Source organism: Edaphobacter paludis, assembly GCF_039993895.1.
In the GTDB taxonomy this organism is placed as follows: domain Bacteria; phylum Acidobacteriota; class Terriglobia; order Terriglobales; family Acidobacteriaceae; genus Edaphobacter; species Edaphobacter paludis.
On record NZ_CP121194.1, the window covers coordinates 2,487,996 to 2,503,883 of the forward strand.

The window sequence follows — 15,888 nt, forward strand, 5'->3', positions numbered from 1 at the left end:
CGCTATCCTTAACTGTGACCTCTGCCTCCATTCAGTCCGGCCTGCACGCTCTTTCGCTGGCAACGTGGAGACTCCCATTCGACGCCAGCGCGCACGGTCCTGCCCTCGACCATCATCTCCTGCTGAACCTCTGGATCATCCTCGGCCTCGCCGCCCTCGCCCACCTAATCCTCCTCATCGGACTAGCCGCCCGCCGCCGCCCCGAATCTAAAAGCTGGCGAATCGAATATCTCCCATTGGCAGCCCTCGCCATCCTCTTCGCCTTCCTCACCCTCCGCGCCGAACGCCTCTGGGCCGACTCCCGCTACACCGGCCCCGAACCCACCGCGCTGCAAGTTCAGGTAGTCGGCCAGCAATTCGCCTGGTACTTCCGCTATCCCGGAACCGACTACACCTTCGGCGTCACGAAGCCCGAACTCGTAGACGCCCCATCCGGCAATCCACTCGGCATCGACCCAGCCGACGGTCACGGCGCGGACGACATCGTCACCTCCGAACTCGTCCTGCCCGCGAACCGCCAGATCGACCTCCGCATCAACTCGCTCGACGTCATTCACGGCTTCTCCGTCCCCGTGATGCGGCTCAAGCAAAACGCCGTTCCCGGCATGACCATCCACATCCACTTCACGCCAAAGGTCCCCGGAACCTACGCCATCCTCTGCACCCAGGTCTGCGGCCTCGGCCACTACCGCATGAACGCCAACCTGCGCGTCCTTCCGCCCGACCAGTTCGCCGCATGGCTCGCCGCGAAAGAAAAGGCGGTGCAGCCATGAATCTCACCAAACTACCAGCGAAGCGCCGCCGCCTCTTCACCACCGACCACCGCATCATCGGAATCCAGTACCTCATCCTCGCGCTGGTCTCCGTCACCATCGGCACACTGCTCTCGCTGCTGATGCGCATCCACCTCGTCTGGCCCGACCGCATTGTTCCCTTCCACGGCCCCATCCTGCCCGAAGACTATCTCGCACTGGTCACCATTCATGGCACCATCATGCTCTTCTTCGTGCTCACGACCGCACCGCAATCCGGCTTCGGAAACCTCATCCTCCCCGCCCAGATCGGCGCTCGCCGCATGGCCTTCCCCGTCGCCAACGCCCTCAGCTTCTGGCTGACAGCGCTCGCACTCCTCATCCTGCTCAGCTCCACCTTCGTCCCCGGTGGCAGCGCCATCTCCGGCTGGACAGCCTATCCACCCTTCAGCGCTGTTCCCAGCGCCGGTCCCGGCCAAGGCCTCGGCATGGACCTCTGGCTCGCCAGCATCGCCGTCTTCGCCATCGCCTCAACCATCGGCGCGATCAACACGCTGGTCACCATCATCAAGTTCCGCTGCGAAGGCATGACCTGGGAGCGAATCCCACTCACCGTCTGGGGCTGGTTCACCGCCGCTCTGCTCAGCATCATCGCCTTCTCCGTCCTTCTCGCCGCGCTTCTACTGCTCTTCTGCGACCGCCACGCCGGAACCAGCTTCTTCATCCCCGCCGGAGACCTCGTCAGCGGCACCCTCCACGCCGCCACCCACCCCGGCAACGGCTCCCCTCTGCTCTGGCTGCATCTCTTCTGGTTCTTCGGACACCCCGAGGTCTACATCGCCATCCTCCCCGGTCTCGGCCTGACCTCGATGCTGTTGGCCAACTTCAGCCACCGCCGCGTCTTCGCCTACCGGACGATGATCTTCACCACCCTCCTCATCGGCTTCCTCGGCATCCTGCTCTGGGGACACCACATGTTCGTCGCCGGGCTCAACCCCTTCGCCGCCTCTGCCTTTTCCGTCTCCACCATGGCCATCGCCCTCCCCGCCTCCGCCAAGGTCCTAAGCTGGCTCACAACCGTCTGGCGCAGCCGCCCGCGCTACACCACGGCCATGCTCTTCTCGCTCGGCTTCGTCTCCCTCTTCATCACCGGAGGCCTCACCGGCCCCATCCTCGCCCAACCCATCCTCGACGAGTACCTGCACAACACCTTCTTCGTCGTCGCCCACTTCCACCTCATCATGGCGATGGCCGCAATCTTCGGCCTCTTCGCCGCTACCTACTACTGGTTCCCCCTGATGACCGCCCACAGCGGAAGACCGGGCCGCCTGATGTCCGAACGCCTCGGCCGCCTCCACTTCTGGACAACTCTCGTCGGAGCCTACGCCACCTTCCTCCCCATGCACCTCACCGGTCTCATGGGCGAGCCCCGCCACTACGCCCAGCTCATAGGAGTGCCCAACGCCGCCGGACATCTCCTCGCCGGAACCCTGCCCCTTAACCGCTTCATCACCTGGTCGGCAATCTTCCTTGCCACGTCGCAACTCCTCTTCTTCGCCAACCTGATCCACACCCTCCTCCGCGGCAAAACAGCCCCGCCAAATCCCTGGCAGGCCACCACGCTCGAATGGCACCCGGCGCTGCACCCCAACGCTCCTCCTGAAGCGTCTGAAGTACAGATCGCCGTCTATCGCCAGCCATGCGAATACCAGTCCACCGCCGAGGGAGAATTAATCCTTCCCCAGTGGAGCACCGATACAATCTCAAACATCAAACCGGAGTAAGCTGTAGCCAGTGCGTGCCATGAAAGGGCGCCATGCCGACAACCATCACGCCGACCAGTACCGAACCAAAACCGAAGCGACACCTCGAAGACCACGACCACGGTTCAGGCCGCAGGCCGCCAACCGACAAGCGCACCGGTGGCGGTGGCGATAACGACAACTGGAACGACCGCCCCAACGGGAATCGCGGCCCGCGCGAGCGTCTCGTCCGCTACCGCATGGGCATCTTCTTCGCCCTCGCCAGCGACCTGATGTTCTTCGTCGCCATCGTCAGCACCTTCTTCGTCAGCCAGTCCACCGGCCACTTCGACGCCTACAACAACTACGTCAACGAGTGGTCACCGACCCTCATTCCGCCCATCCTCTGGCTCAACACCGCCGTTCTCATCCTCAGCTCCATCACCATGGAGGCGGCCCGCCGCCGCATGTTCCACGAGGTCGACGTCATGGACGAGTGGCTCGGCCTGGGCAAACCCATCACCCGCGGTGCCATCCCCTGGGTCGCCGCCACAGTAATTCTGGGCATCGTCTTTCTCATCGGCCAGTGGGTCGCCTGGACCCAGTTGGCCCTCCAACACGTCTTTTTCCTCTCCAACCCCAGCAGCCACTTCTTCTACCTGATTACCGGCGTCCACGGAATCCACCTTATCCTCGGCATCTTCGGCCTCTCCGCCGCGCTGATCGGCCTCTACGCCTCGCGCTCACTCGAATCCCGCCAGATCATGGTCGATTGCGCTGCCTGGTACTGGCACTCCATGGGCATCTTCTGGCTTTTCCTCTTCACCCTGTTAGTCTTCTTCCAATGAAGACGATGAAGCGCACTGTCCTCGCCGCGTCGCTGCTCTTCGCGCTTCTAAGCGCCGCCCCAGCCCTCGCCCAGGGCTGCACTCAATGCCGCGACAACACCGCCGCCACCCCACCCGCCACCCGCACCGCCTACCGCCACGCCATCATCCTCATGGCAGGCGCCGGGTGCGGCCTCTTCATCGCCACCCTCGTCCTGCTCAAACGCCAAAGCTAGAGCCAAGTAGCAGTTCGCGTCGAGTCGGTCGTATCTCCTGGTTGTCATTCCCGAAGGGAATCTGCGTTTGACTCCCTCCCTGCCAACAGCAAATTCGATCTGATCGCCTTCGCCGCACCAAACCTTGTCATCCGCGCTGCGCCAAAGCCTTGTCATCCTTCGCCGCAGGCGGAGGATCTGCGTTTCGTCCGGGTATCCATCACCATCGGAGGCGCTTTTGCTCCCGCTTTGTTCTTATCCGTTCTTCTCCGCGCAATCCGTGGTCGTGTCTTCCCCCTCCACGCCAAATAGCGTCAATAAGGCAAGCCCTTCTCCCGCTCCCGCTTCATCGCCCGCATATACCACTCGAACTCATCGAAAAACTTCCCACTCTTCTCCGCGAGTTCCTGCGTCAAAGCCACACCATCCTCGCTCAAAGCATCGCCAATCCTGGGAATCGGCTGCACCGAAGGAATCGACGGCATCCCCGTCTCCGCCAGCAAAGCCCGCAACTGCATCGCCGCCCGCACCCCGCCAAACGCCGTCGCCGAATAGCAGACAATCGCCGATGGCCGAAAGAAATACTCCTCCAGAAAATAGTCGATCAGGTTTGTCATTCCCGGCGAAATGCTGTGGTTGTACTCCGCGTTGACGATGCAAAACCCATCCGCCCGCGCATACAGCTTCGCCAGCGGAGCCAGCTTCTCATACAGCTCGGCATATTTTGCAGGAGGATCCTTCTTAATCTCTTTCCACATCTTGTCCAGCAGCGGCAGCTTCAACTCCGCGGCATCGACCAGCACCGCCTCATGCCCACGCTTCTCCAGCTCAGCCACCGCCCACTTCGCCGCACGAATCCCCATCCGCTCCGACCGCACCGACCCCAGCAAAACCGCAACCACCATCGCAGATTCCTCCACACCATTCAGATGCGCGATAGCGCGAAAGCAGCACCGTCCCTTTTTGTTTGTCATTCCGCAGCGAAGCGGAGAAACCTGCCCTTCGTTTGACCGCATCAACCTCCGTCATCTCGACCGGAGCGAAGCGCAGTGGAGAGACCCCTGTATTTCGCCTTTGCTCGACGCCGCAAAAAAGGCGACCCAAGTCTAGCTCAGGTCGCCTCTTCTTCCATCAAAAAGTAACTACCGCTTCTTTTTAGCCGGGACAGCCTTCTTAGCCGGAGCCTTGGCCGGTTTCCCCTTCACCGGAGCCTTCTTAGCCGCAACCTTGGCAGGAGCCTTGTGGGGAACAGCCTTGACCACCGCCTTTTTAGCAACAGGCTTCTTCACCGGGGCAGCAGCTTTCTTCGCCACAACCTTCTTCGCCGGAGCCTTGGCCACAGCCTTCTTCACCGGAGCGGCCTTCTTTGCCGGCACTACTGCCTTCTTAGCCGGCGCAGCAACATGCTTCGCCGCCACCTTCGCCGGCGCAGCCCCCTTTGCAGGAGCAACCTTCGCTGGAGCAGCCGCCTTCACCGGCTTGGCCGCAGCCACCGGCGTCTCAGCCGAAACCTCCACAGCCTCCGCCTCAGCACCTTCCTCGACCGCAGCAGCGGCCTTCTTCCGGCTCTTCGCTGGTTTCGCGTCCTTCTTCGCCACGCGCGCCCGTCGCAGATGCACCGGAGGCGGCGGAGCCGGAGGAGAATAAGGCTCCAGATACGCCTTCATCTCTTCCACCGTGCCCAGCTTCGAATCCATCAGTTCAAAGAACAGCTTGTCCAGCAGCTCCTCGTAGTGAGGCACACCCGGAACGATCCGCATCTCCTGCATCAGCGTGTAGGGCAGCTGCTGCTTCGCCTGCGGCCATTCCGTATAGAAGCTCTTGAACTTCGCCTGCACCGCCGGGCTCTTTGCCGTATGTGCCGTCCACAGAATCGCCTCTGGCTTCGACGAGTAGAGCAGCTTCCAGGCCTGCGAAGGCGCCGCCGCTCCCTTGCCCGAAAACTGCGTGGCAAACTCCTTCGCCTCGCCTTCCAATGCCTCGATTTCGGCCACGAAACCCTGTCGTGGAAAGCTCTGCTTCAGCGCCGCAACTTCCTTGGGTGTCATCTTCGCGGTCAACAGCGGAAAATTCGCCACCGAACCCTCGGGATGGATTCCCCGCAACTGCAACTGTGTCTGCGTTGCCCGCAGCCGCTCCAGCTCTGGAACATTCGCCTTTGCCGCGGTCAACGACGGGGCAAGGTACTTCATCCAGCCCTCGCTCTCCAACCGTCGCAGCACCCGCAGGGGGTCTTCCTCGTGGAAGATCTCCTCCGTCTCATATCCGCGATGAAAGTCATCGAGCGCCGCAATGTAGTCTTCGCGCTTACCGGTCTCGTAGCGCTCCTGGGTCTTCTCGTCCATGTGCCAGCCCAGGCGTGCGCCCAACCGGACTGCGCGGATCATCCGCACCGGCTCCTCGATGAACCCGTAATTGCTCACCAGCCGCAGCTCACGGTTTTCGATGTCCGCCACACCGTTCAGAGGGTCCATCAGCAGACCATAGGAACCGTCATTCAGCGAGATGGCCATCGCATTCGCGGTAAAGTCACGCCGCCGCAGATCTTCGAGAATCGTTGCCGGCTTGAATACCGGCTTCCCTGGCTTGGGATAGGTGGCTGACAGGGTGCTGCCAATCTCCATTCGTACGCCATCAGGAAAGCGCGCATAGAAGGTCTGCTCGGCCTCATGTTCCCCCGAGATCTTGCCTCCAGCTTTCTCTATATCTTTCTTCAGCTTGAGAGCATTTCCCTGAACCACTACATCCAGGTCGCGTACAGGTGATCCACTGGTCAGGTCACGTACAGCTCCGCCCACCAGAAACACGGTAAGCCCTTTGTTTCGCGCAGCTTCGCGCACCGTCTGTAGCGACGCCTGTTGACCTTGCGAGAGGCGGTTTTCGAGCAGGTAAATGTAGTCGGCCATATCTGCTGCGTTCACTCCATGCCGGGTGTAACCCGGGGACGCGCCGCTCGCCTTAAACTGCGACGAATCAATCGCTTAGAAAGATCTGTGAAGCCAAGCACAAAACGTCACTTTACCACATGGATGACGAATTGGCTACCTTTTTTGCACCTTTTTCGCTGCGATGCTCGCGTTCATGCGACAATCCGCGAAAGCATGTCTTCCTCTCGCAAAAAAGTCATCGTGCGCCGCATCACCGGAGAGACGGTTCCCGGCTATCTGCCCTTGGCTGCCTTCGTCCACAACCGGACGGTCGATCTCCTAGACCTCAGCGGCCATGTCATCCCCATCCCTTTAAGTGACATCAAGTACATCTGCTATGTCCGCGACTTCAATCTGAACGACTCCCTGAACCCCGAGCGCCTCACTCGCCGCACCTTCCTCGCCCGGCCTCGCACCGAAGGACTCTGGCTCCGCATCACCTTTCGCTCCCCCACCCCGGAGGCCGATCAGCTTGAAGGGCTCGCTCCCATCGACGCCTCCCTGCTCGACGACCTCATCAACGACGCCGGCCTCCAACTCACCCCACCCGACATTCGCTCGAACACCCAGCGCATCTACGTCCCCCGAACCGCCATCTCTGATCTTCAGCTCATAGCAGTCATTACCACCCCCTCCCGCAAGAAGCCCCTGCCCGCCTCTGCCGCCCCCAGTCTCCAAAGCGATCTCTTCAACGCCCCTCTCCCACCCAACGCCCGCCCCAACTAAGGTTCGGTTTTGAAAGGGCACGACTCTACCAGGCGCGGAAATAGCCGGTTTTGCTTAAGGGCACGGCTTCAGCCATGCCACAAGTGCTTTCCTTGAAATGGGGCTTTAGCCCCTGAGGTACGGTTCTTCGTTGCACATCGACTTTTCCGCAGCCTGTTTAATTGGGCCGCGAGCGCCTTATCTACAAGGTGCTGTGGTAGTGTGACGAATCGCACTTGGCTTCTAGGTACCTCAAGGCTTCAGCCTTAGCCCTCTCAGCATCACCCAAAAGGCGGGGCTTCAGCCCCTGGGGTTTGGTTTCCAACCTTATGATGAACAAATCCCTGTCAAGCCCTCAATCCCCCAAGAACAGCTCGAAGATCAACTAAGTTGAACAACACAAACCACTTCCACCAAAAAAATAAATCTCTATCCTCTGCAAAATAGTTTTCTTTCATTCGCTATACTGGAAACAGAAGAGAAATAAGAGGGCCCAGCGACATAGCTGGGCCTAAATTATTTAGAATCAACAGCTTAGACATAAACAATTTGAAATCAATACTTTACGATTTAACCCTCATACAATCAAGACTTTAGGAGTAAAAGTACAGGAGGGGGGGTACCCCCGAACGGAGAGGAGCAATGGTGAAAAACGTCAAGCGCGCTACAATCCCATCCATGAAACTCGCCGACCTCGCCCAGCGTCTTGGGGCCACCCTGCATGGCGACCCCGAACTCGAGATCACCGGACTCGCCGCCATCGACAAAGCCGCTCCCGGCGACCTCTCCTTCATCGCCAACCCCAAATACGCCGCCCTCGCGCGCTCCACCCGCGCCAGCGCCGTCCTCGTCGAACCAGCCTTTTCCGGGATCACCGCCGCCACCCTGCGCATCGACAATCCCTATCTCGCCTTCGCGCGCGCCATCGAGCTCTTCTACCAGCCGCCCAACTATGCTCCCGGCATCCATCCCACTGCCGTCGTCTCCGCCACCGCCAAAATCGGCGCGAACGCCCACATCGGCGCCTACGTCGTCGTCGGAGATTACGTTGTCGTCGGAGACAACGCCACGCTGCTCCCTCACGTCGTCCTCTACCCCCATGTCCGCGCCGGCAACCACTTCTTCGCGCACGCCCACGCCGTAGTCCGCGAGCACTGCCAGCTAGGCGATAACGTCATCCTGCAAAATGGGGCCATCATCGGCTCCGACGGCTTCGGCTTTGCCAAACAGGCAGGCGTACCGCCGGGCAAGAGCTGGCACAAGATCCAGCAATCCGGCCCCGCCATCCTCGAAGATGCGGTAGAAGTGCAAGCCAACGCCTGCATCGACCGCGCCAGCATCGGCGAGACCCGCATCCATGCCGGAGCCAAGATCGACAATCTCGTCCAGGTAGGTCACGGCTCAACCGTCGGCAGCGACACCCTCCTCTGCGCCCAGGTCGGCCTCGCCGGGTCGACCACCATCGGTCGCGGCGTCATCCTCGCCGGGCAGGTCGGCGTCGCCGGTCACTGCACGGTCGGCGACGGCGCCATCGCCACCGCCCAATCAGGAATCCCCAACGACATCCCTCCCGGCAAGATCGTGAGCGGCTACCCGGCCGTCGACAACCGCCAATGGCTCCGCTCTGTGGCGCTCATCAACCGTCTGCCCGAACTTCTGCGCAATCTCAAGTCGCCAAAATAACCGTCCCTCTGGTTACCTCCGGAACGGCAAACGCATCAAAGGGCTTAGCTGATGATCAATCCACCTGAAACACGCAGTGGCGACAGCTCTGTCTCTCTCAGTCCGCCACGCGTTCGTGTCCTTCTGCTCGACGACGAGCCTGACAACCTGTTTCTTCGCGCCACCATCCTGCGTCAACACGGCTACGACTGCGTTCCCGCCTCCAGCATCGAAGAGGCAACCGCTCTCTTCGGCGGCATCGACATCGCCGTGCTCGATTATCACCTCGGCGCGGGCCAGTTCGGCACCGAAGCCGCCGCTCTGCTACGCCGCAGTCGGCCGCACGTTCCGATCATCATCCTGTCGGCAACCCTCGAACATATCTTCGGCGGGGCCGAAGACATGCATCTGCTCAAAGGCTACAGCTCAGTCGAGGACATTCTCTCCGCTCTAAGCTCCCTGGAAGCCAAACGCCGCGGCGCTCCGGTCGTCGTCGATGCCCGCGACTTCTTCTATTCGCGCATCGCGATGGCCATCGGTTCCGATGTACTCGTCCAGATCTTCGACAGTCGCAGCATCTGGCTCTACTGCAACGAGGCCGCCGCCGAATACCTCGGTCAGCCCCGCGACTGGTTTCCCGGCCGCAGTCCTGCCGCCGAGATGCCCACCTTCATGCGCGATTGGAGCGGCATCATTCAGACCGTCTCCCACACCCGCGAGACCTACCTCGACCGCACTCGCCGCGGCCTACTCAATGTCCCAAAACCGGACGAGCAGAACATCACCTGGAGCGTGCTCGCCTTTCCCATCACCCTCCACGACAACCGCAGCGGAGTCGTCCTCACCGCCCGCATCCTCGACCGCTCTCCGTCCGCTTACGTTTAATTTCCGCTCGGAGCGAGCAGGCGAGGCAAATAGAAGTGAAAGAAAGCATCAGAGCTGGAGTTCAGGCAAACCTGCGCGTTTGGCGCTCCATCGCTGGGAATTGTCATGCCACGATCATCGATGCTCAGATGCAGCGGAGTCGTCGGACAAAGCGCGGGATTGATCGCATACGCAACAGCCATCGCGTCGAAGAGCGTCGGCGTCGGCTGACCCCATTCCTTGTACAGAATGGCAAGCTGATCGGTCAGATGCGATCCATGTGAAAACACCTGCTGGCGCTTTGCGTCATCGAGCTTCAGGTTCGTCGCATCGAGCGGCATCACGAAAATGGGCACGCCAGATGCGAAGAGCTTGCGCGCCGAGCCAATGTCCATCTTGATGTTCCACTCCGGTTCTGGAGTCTTACTGTCGTTATAGCCGCGGTGAATTGAGCCGCCCATCAAGACCACTCGCTTCAGCTTGCGAAAGGTTGCAGGATCGCGGTCGATCATCGCGCCGATGTTGCTGAGTGGAGCGATGGCAATCAGTGTGATCTCGCCCGGTGATTTACGGATCAGGTCCAGCGATGTACCAATCGCGTCGGCATAAGGACGGGAAGGCTCCGTCTGCTGCTCCGCATAGACACGCTGCGTAAAGAGGTTGGTCGTGTGAGTGACCACTCCCTGCGCCACTGGCACCGGCAGCAACGATGCGTCGTGCAGAAAATGCTCCAGCAACCGAGCCCGCAGATGGGTGTCGCCATATACTGAGTCGATCTGCAGAATCTGTAGTTCAGGACTGCGAAATGCCAACGCCAAGGCAAAGGCATCGTCGATGTCGTCGCCGATATCCGTGTCGATGATGACCTTCTGCTTCGGAACGGGATGCTGCGCCGCTGCGAGGTGACCGCCCGCCAAAAGCAGGCCGAGCGCGGCTGAGGTAAGAACATGCCTGACGAGCATCTGGGGTGTGCCTCACTGTTGCTATCGAAGTGTTCTGATTCTGAAGAAATCCTATCAGCGTGGGGTTACCGATGCCGGCAATTTGATTGAGTCACTTGAACTGTTACCTTTGAACCATGCGTCCGTTCGGCATCGTTATTTTTCTCACCTGCCTGCTCGCCGTCACTGGCTGCCACTCTGCCCACGTACAGGCAACCGTCAGCAACCACACCAGCCAGCCGCTCCTGCTGCTCGAGGTGGACTATCCCAGCGCCAGCTTCGGTACGCAGGTACTAGCTCCTGGCGCGGACTTTCACTACCGGTTCAAGGTGCTTGGCACAGGAAATCTCCACCTCACCTATACCGACCAGTCCCACCACGATCACAAGTCGGAAGGCCCCTACCTCAACGAAAACGCCGACGGCCCCATCCATATCACCGTCGATCCCGACGGAGTGCATTGGCAGACTAGTCCGAAGACGACAATGCAGGCACCGCCAGAGTCATAGCTCCGAATGCAAACCTACTAATCTTCTCCGGGCGCCCGGCCTATGTGAGGCGATGCTGTTACGTCGACGACTGGCGTCTCACTTTGCCCTTTCCGCTTTCGATTTCTTGCGCCGAAGATCATGAAAATCACAATCGCGAGCCCGAGCACTAACAAATACAGAATGATCATATAAATCCCCCCTTCTTTCAGTGGGTTGGGTTGAGCGTCGCATCTTCCATCGGCAACGCTGCTCCATCTTGTTGGATGCCAATCGCTGACATTGAGATAACCTGTCTCCATGGCGCGCGGTTATTTCATCACCTTCGAAGGCCTTGACGGCTCAGGCAAAACCACCCAGCTTCGTCTCCTTGCCGCTTCACTTACCGCCGCGGGCCGCAACATCGTCACACTCCGTCAACCCGGCGGAACCGCCCTTGGCGACCGCATTCGCGGCATCCTGCTCGATTCCCGCTCCGAAGCCGCGCTCGGCACCATCGCACCACCGACCGAGATGGCGCTGATGTTCGCCGACCGCGCGCAGGCCATCGCGGAGATCATCGAACCTGCTCTCGCCGCCGGCAGCATTGTCCTCTGCGATCGCTACACCGACTCTTCCGAAGCCTATCAGGGCGGTGGCCGCCAGCTCGGCAGCGAGCGCATCCTCGCCATGCACGCCGCTGCCTGCGGCAACCTGCAGCCCGACCTCACGCTGTTGCTTCAACCATCGCTCGAAGACTCTCTTCGCCGTGCCCGCCGCCGCAACCAGCGCCACATCCAGAAACTGGGCACCGATGAAAACCGCTTCGAGCGCGAGTCCGACGACTTCTACCGCCGCATCTATGAGAAGTACGAAGAGATCGCCACCCGCGAGCCCCGCCGGATCATGCCCATCCGCGACGAAGCTCCCATCGACCAGATCCATAATCGCATCCTTGAAGTCGTCGCTACGCGGCTAGGCACAGTCACGGCATGAGCGCACGGGCGAACTCCAGATGGAACCTGCCGCCCGGCCTCAAATATTCGCTGCCCTTCTACGCCAATAAGCCGTGGGTCAAGCTCGGCGAGCCGATCCTTCTCTTCGAGCATCTTCACCGCACCTATGGCCCCATCGCCCACTACCGCTTCATGGGCACGCCGATCGTCTTCCTCAACGACCCGGAATACATCCGCGAAATCCTCATCAACCAGGCCGCATCCTTCGTCAAGGAACGGACCGTTCGCCGCATGAAGGTGCTGCTCGGCGAAGGACTCATCACCTCCGACGATCCCGTCCACCTGCGCCAGCGCCGCATTGTCGCTCCGGCCTTTCACCGGCAGCGCATTGCCGGCTATGCCGATCAGATCGTCGCCAGCGCCGCCGCTCACCGCGACCGTTGGCAGTCCGGCGAAGTCCTCGATATCTCCGCGGCGATGATGTCACTCTCGCTCGAAATTATTGCTCGCACCCTGTTCAACACCGAGGTCACAGACGACATTCGCCGCATCAACGAGGAGGTCAACACCATCATGGATCTCTACAACTTCCTCGTCGTCTTTCCCCGCCTCGAATCCTTTCTGCATCTCCCCATCCCCGGCGTTATTAAATTTCGCCGATCCCGTAACCGACTCGACGCGGTCGTCAATCGGCTTATCCGCGAACGTCGCGCCTTCGGCATTGACAAGGGAGATCTGCTCTCGATGCTGATCTCGTCGCGCGATGAACAGGACAACGCCACAACGAACCCCGCAGGAATGTCCGATGAGCAGGTCCGCGACGAAGTACTTACCATCTTTCTCGCAGGCTACGAGACTGTGGCCAATGCCCTCACCTGGACGTGGTATCTCCTCAGCCAGAATCCCGAGGCCGAAGGCAAGCTTCATGCAGAACTCGATACGGTACTCGGTGCTGGCAATGCAGCGCGGCTTCCCACTCTCGCCGACTATCCAAACCTTCGCTATACCGAACAGGTCTTCGCCGAATCGATGCGGCTGTATCCGCCCGCGTGGGCGATGGGCCGCATGTCCACTAAACCTGTCACACTGGGTCCCTATCGGATCCCGCCCGGCTCTCACTTTTTCTTCAGTCAATACGTGATGCATCGCAGCGAGGAGTACTTCCCCGATCCTCTCCGCTTCGACCCCGACCGCCACACGCCAGCGAATAAGGCCGACCGTCCCCGCTTCGCGTACTTCCCCTTCGGGGGCGGCGGACGTCAATGCATCGGCGAAGGATTCGCATGGATGGAAGGTGTGCTCGCCATTGCCACCATCGCGCAGCGCTGGCGATTGAGGTACGAAGGCGCGGCCCCTCCCGAAGTCCAGGCCAAAATCACTCTGCGCCCACGCGACCCATTGCGGATGAAAATCGTTCCTCGATGATGACGCGATCGCTTACTTCCCTGCTGCTCTTATTCAACCCGCTGCAGGGTGAACGCCGCTGCCTGGAAATCGCCGTTAAGCTGAACGTCAACTCCCCGATTCATCCAGTACGCTCCGCTCGCGGAGTCAGGCGTATCGCCTGCCAGTTTTCCGTCCAGCGCCGCCAACCGATACGTTGCACCTGCATCGAGCCCGCGCAGATAGATGCGCGGAAAGGGATATCTCTCGCGGCTGGAGTGCAGGAAGGCAAAGGTGACAGCCTGCTTACCGTCGCGTGAGACGGATTCCGTTACCGACTGCTCGCTGTTGTCCTCTGGCGTGATGAGCCGATACAACGCTCCGCGCTGTACGGTCTCGCGGATCGCCTTGTATTGCGCCACCATCTTCTTCGCTGTGGCGAAGTCTTCCGGTGTCCACTTATTCAGATTGGCTCCGATGCCAAGCGATCCCTGCATAGAAGAGAGGAAGCGATATTCCAACGAGAGAGTGCGCTGGTTGACCCATGTGGGCGAGTCGGTAACCCAGGCCATCATCACGCCTGGGGAATAGGCATAGGTGAAGCCGTTCTGGATGAGGAGCCGGTCATAAGCGTCGGTGTTGTCGGAGGTCCAGAACTCATCGGTAAGCTTCATGACGCCGAGATCAACACGGCTGCCGCCACCGGAGCAGCTTTCAATCTCGACGTTTGGATGCTTCGCGCGCAGCTCCGCGAGAATGGAGTAGAGATTGTTAATGAAATCGACGTAGACCTTCTTCTGGTCTTCTGGCGCGACGGCAGGCCAGCCTGGTTCGGACCAGTTGCGGTTGTAGTCCCACTTGAGAAACGCTATGTCGTTCTCGGTGAGGAGCTTGTCGAGGAAGCCATAGACATAAGCGCGCACGTCTGGCCGTGCCAGGTTCAGCACTAACTGATTACGTCCCTCGGTGCGTGGCCGCCCGGCAAAGTTCAACACCCAGTCGGGATGCTTACGGTAGAGATCGCTGTTGGGGTTAACCATCTCTGGCTCGACCCACAAACCGAAGTCCATGTTGAGCGAGTGGACTTTGTCGATGAGCGGTTTGAGACCGTGGGGAAATTTCTGCGGATTCACATACCAGTCGCCTAGGCCCGCGTGATCGTCCTTGCGCTGCCCGAACCAGCCATCGTCCATCACGAAGCGCTCAACGCCAATGCTGGCGGCCTTTTCGGCGAGCGCCATCTGGCCCGGTTCGTCTACACGAAACTCCGTCGCCTCCCATGAGTTGTAAAGGACCGGGCGCAGCTTCGGCGTCGGTGCATGAGGCAGCAACGAATCGATCTCGAAGCGGTGCAGTAGACGCGATGCGCCGCCGATGCCGTGGCTCGAGTAGCCGCCGTAGAAGTACGGCGTCTGAAGTCGCTCGCCTTTCTGGAGACGATAGCCGAAGTCAAAGGCGTTGAAGCCGCCGGTGACGCGCACCTGTTGCAGCAGGTCCTGTTCGACTGAGATCTGCCACGATCCGCTCCAACCGAGCGCTCCGAACCAGACGCCACCGGTATCCTGATCGTTGTTGCCTTCGTGGTCGATTGCAAACCAGGGATTGTTCTGTGCACCGGTGGTACCGCGACGGCTCTCGAGCACCGTCTTGCCCGGATGAACTGCCTGCTCCTGCACGTTCCACTCACCTGCCCAACGTCCGGTCAGGTAACGCAGGCGATAGTCGGTGCCACGCGGCAGGTTCCAGGTCGCAGCGGCGGCCTGTTCGACGGTGAAAGGTGCGTCGGTGCGGTTTTCAATCTCGGCAGAACGGCGCAGAATGCCGGTTTCTGCATCGGCCTGATATTGCAGCGTGACGTAGACGTCGCGCGAGATGTCCTTCGTGACGATGCTAAGCTTGTCGCCATCGATGTGGTGCGAGACATACTTGAGCTCAAGGTCGCGATTGCCGTCTGGGAACGTGATCTTGAGATCGGGTTCGACATACAGGCCGCCGCCCCAACCGACGAACTCATGCGGGGTCGTCGTAATGGGGAGGTCGAATGCTGCTGCGCCGGGCATGGCCTTGGCGGCTGGAAAGCTGTCATTGGCGCCCAGCCGCTTGCCCCAGTAGAGCGACTGGATCTGCTGATGCTCGTTAATGCCAAGAACGTAGCTGGTGTCAGCGGCATCGATACGGAAGATGCGGGTTGCAGCGTCAAATCGAATCGAGGCGGTCCCGGTCTCCGCCGTGGCAATGGAAGCCTGCGAGACGAGGCAAAGCAGAATGGCAAAGGCACAAGTCCGTGCGACGCGGCGGAGTTGGCGCTGGCATAGTGAAAAAGTATGTGATGCGTCGTAACTCTCGTTCATTCCTGGCTCCTCACAATCGCAGACTGGTTCCTATAAAACCCGAGGGAAACTCGATTGGCGAAGATACACAGCTTCTCCTGGCCGCAGGCCAAATGG

The 15,888-nt window shown here is 60.3% G+C and carries 14 protein-coding genes; 10 read left to right on the forward strand and 4 right to left on the reverse strand.

Annotated features, from left to right (window positions below; all coding sequences use genetic code 11):
- The first annotated feature begins 14 nt into the window (after positions 1 to 14).
- The 4 genes from P4G45_RS10325 to P4G45_RS10340 are packed head-to-tail and all read left to right on the forward strand — an operon-like array spanning position 15 to position 3,557.
- Complete coding sequence (locus P4G45_RS10325; RefSeq protein WP_348266398.1) at positions 15 to 773, forward strand: cytochrome C oxidase subunit II; 759 nt, start codon at positions 15 to 17, stop codon at positions 771 to 773.
- Positions 770 to 2,536, forward strand: a complete 1,767-nt coding sequence (locus tag P4G45_RS10330; protein ID WP_348266399.1) for a cbb3-type cytochrome c oxidase subunit I — start codon at positions 770 to 772, stop codon at positions 2,534 to 2,536. Before P4G45_RS10325 ends, P4G45_RS10330 begins: the two co-directional genes overlap by 4 nt.
- 32 nt (positions 2,537 to 2,568) lie before the next feature.
- The gene (locus tag P4G45_RS10335) at positions 2,569 to 3,342 is read left to right on the forward strand and encodes a cytochrome c oxidase subunit 3 (RefSeq protein ID WP_348266400.1); all 774 of its coding nucleotides are present in this window, start codon (positions 2,569 to 2,571) and stop codon (positions 3,340 to 3,342) included.
- A 5-nt stretch (positions 3,343 to 3,347) separates the two neighbouring features.
- A complete protein-coding gene (locus P4G45_RS10340) occupies positions 3,348 to 3,557 on the forward strand; it encodes a copper resistance protein CopC (protein ID WP_348266401.1) in 210 nt (69 codons plus the stop codon).
- Positions 3,558 to 3,850: 293 nt separating this feature from the next.
- Here P4G45_RS10340 and P4G45_RS10345 read toward each other — a convergent pair whose 3' ends face one another.
- Together P4G45_RS10345 and P4G45_RS10350 are read right to left on the reverse strand one after the other, a co-directional pair.
- Positions 3,851 to 4,552: an NAD(P)H-dependent oxidoreductase gene (locus P4G45_RS10345; RefSeq protein WP_348266402.1), complete on the reverse strand. Its 702-nt coding sequence runs from the start codon at positions 4,550 to 4,552 to the stop codon at positions 3,851 to 3,853.
- 126 nt (positions 4,553 to 4,678) lie between these two features.
- Positions 4,679 to 6,442 carry a CCA tRNA nucleotidyltransferase gene (locus P4G45_RS10350; RefSeq protein WP_348266403.1) on the reverse strand — a complete coding sequence of 588 codons (1,764 nt, stop codon included), beginning with the start codon at positions 6,440 to 6,442 and terminating at the stop codon, positions 4,679 to 4,681.
- Positions 6,443 to 6,637: 195 nt separating this feature from the next.
- Between P4G45_RS10350 and P4G45_RS10355 the strand changes: the two genes are divergently transcribed.
- From P4G45_RS10355 to P4G45_RS10365, 3 genes are all read left to right on the forward strand, one after another.
- Positions 6,638 to 7,189, forward strand: a complete 552-nt coding sequence (locus P4G45_RS10355) for a hypothetical protein (protein ID WP_348266404.1) — start codon at positions 6,638 to 6,640, stop codon at positions 7,187 to 7,189.
- A gap of 657 nt (positions 7,190 to 7,846) precedes the next feature.
- Positions 7,847 to 8,851, forward strand: coding sequence for a UDP-3-O-(3-hydroxymyristoyl)glucosamine N-acyltransferase (gene lpxD / locus P4G45_RS10360; RefSeq protein ID WP_348269248.1), 1,005 nt, complete (start codon positions 7,847 to 7,849; stop codon positions 8,849 to 8,851).
- A 51-nt stretch (positions 8,852 to 8,902) separates the two neighbouring features.
- Entirely contained in the window at positions 8,903 to 9,715 is an 813-nt protein-coding gene (locus P4G45_RS10365; RefSeq protein ID WP_348266405.1) for a response regulator, read from the forward strand.
- Here the strand turns inward: P4G45_RS10365 and P4G45_RS10370 are convergent.
- Positions 9,712 to 10,656 carry a nucleoside hydrolase gene (locus tag P4G45_RS10370; protein ID WP_348266406.1) on the reverse strand — a complete coding sequence of 315 codons (945 nt, stop codon included), beginning with the start codon at positions 10,654 to 10,656 and terminating at the stop codon, positions 9,712 to 9,714. The genes P4G45_RS10365 and P4G45_RS10370 overlap by 4 nt on opposite strands.
- Positions 10,657 to 10,772: 116 nt before the next feature.
- On the opposite strand from P4G45_RS10370, the gene P4G45_RS10375 reads away from it, so the two are divergent.
- From P4G45_RS10375 to P4G45_RS10385, 3 genes are all read left to right on the forward strand, one after another.
- Positions 10,773 to 11,144 (forward strand): hypothetical protein, encoded by a 372-nt coding sequence (locus P4G45_RS10375; protein ID WP_348266407.1) that lies wholly within the window; start codon positions 10,773 to 10,775, stop codon positions 11,142 to 11,144.
- A gap of 279 nt (positions 11,145 to 11,423) precedes the next feature.
- Positions 11,424 to 12,098, forward strand: a complete 675-nt coding sequence (gene tmk, locus P4G45_RS10380) for a dTMP kinase (RefSeq protein WP_348266408.1) — start codon at positions 11,424 to 11,426, stop codon at positions 12,096 to 12,098.
- Positions 12,095 to 13,483, forward strand: coding sequence for a cytochrome P450 (locus P4G45_RS10385; RefSeq protein WP_348266409.1), 1,389 nt, complete (start codon positions 12,095 to 12,097; stop codon positions 13,481 to 13,483). Before tmk ends, P4G45_RS10385 begins: the two co-directional genes overlap by 4 nt.
- Positions 13,484 to 13,512: 29 nt before the next feature.
- Here P4G45_RS10385 and P4G45_RS10390 read toward each other — a convergent pair whose 3' ends face one another.
- Positions 13,513 to 15,792, reverse strand: a complete 2,280-nt coding sequence (locus tag P4G45_RS10390) for an alpha-galactosidase (protein ID WP_348266410.1) — start codon at positions 15,790 to 15,792, stop codon at positions 13,513 to 13,515.
- Between the last annotated feature and the right edge of the window lie 96 nt (positions 15,793 to 15,888).

What these genes read in the sequence shown, in the direction of transcription:
- P4G45_RS10330 (WP_348266399.1), top strand. Translation starts at nt 770, where the DNA reads ATGAATCTCACCAAACTACCAGCGAAGCGCCGCCGCCTCTTCACCACC.
- P4G45_RS10335 (WP_348266400.1), top strand. Translation starts at nt 2,569, where the DNA reads ATGCCGACAACCATCACGCCGACCAGTACCGAACCAAAACCGAAGCGA.
- P4G45_RS10340 (WP_348266401.1), top strand. Translation starts at nt 3,348, where the DNA reads ATGAAGCGCACTGTCCTCGCCGCGTCGCTGCTCTTCGCGCTTCTAAGC.
- P4G45_RS10345 (WP_348266402.1), bottom strand. Translation starts at nt 4,552, where the DNA reads ATGCGGTCAAACGAAGGGCAGGTTTCTCCGCTTCGCTGCGGAATGACA.
- P4G45_RS10350 (WP_348266403.1), bottom strand. Translation starts at nt 6,442, where the DNA reads ATGGCCGACTACATTTACCTGCTCGAAAACCGCCTCTCGCAAGGTCAA.
- P4G45_RS10355 (WP_348266404.1), top strand. Translation starts at nt 6,638, where the DNA reads ATGTCTTCCTCTCGCAAAAAAGTCATCGTGCGCCGCATCACCGGAGAG.
- lpxD (WP_348269248.1), top strand. Translation starts at nt 7,847, where the DNA reads ATGAAACTCGCCGACCTCGCCCAGCGTCTTGGGGCCACCCTGCATGGC.
- P4G45_RS10365 (WP_348266405.1), top strand. Translation starts at nt 8,903, where the DNA reads ATGATCAATCCACCTGAAACACGCAGTGGCGACAGCTCTGTCTCTCTC.
- P4G45_RS10370 (WP_348266406.1), bottom strand. Translation starts at nt 10,656, where the DNA reads ATGCTCGTCAGGCATGTTCTTACCTCAGCCGCGCTCGGCCTGCTTTTG.
- P4G45_RS10375 (WP_348266407.1), top strand. Translation starts at nt 10,773, where the DNA reads ATGCGTCCGTTCGGCATCGTTATTTTTCTCACCTGCCTGCTCGCCGTC.
- tmk (WP_348266408.1), top strand. Translation starts at nt 11,424, where the DNA reads ATGGCGCGCGGTTATTTCATCACCTTCGAAGGCCTTGACGGCTCAGGC.
- P4G45_RS10385 (WP_348266409.1), top strand. Translation starts at nt 12,095, where the DNA reads ATGAGCGCACGGGCGAACTCCAGATGGAACCTGCCGCCCGGCCTCAAA.
- P4G45_RS10390 (WP_348266410.1), bottom strand. Translation starts at nt 15,792, where the DNA reads ATGAACGAGAGTTACGACGCATCACATACTTTTTCACTATGCCAGCGC.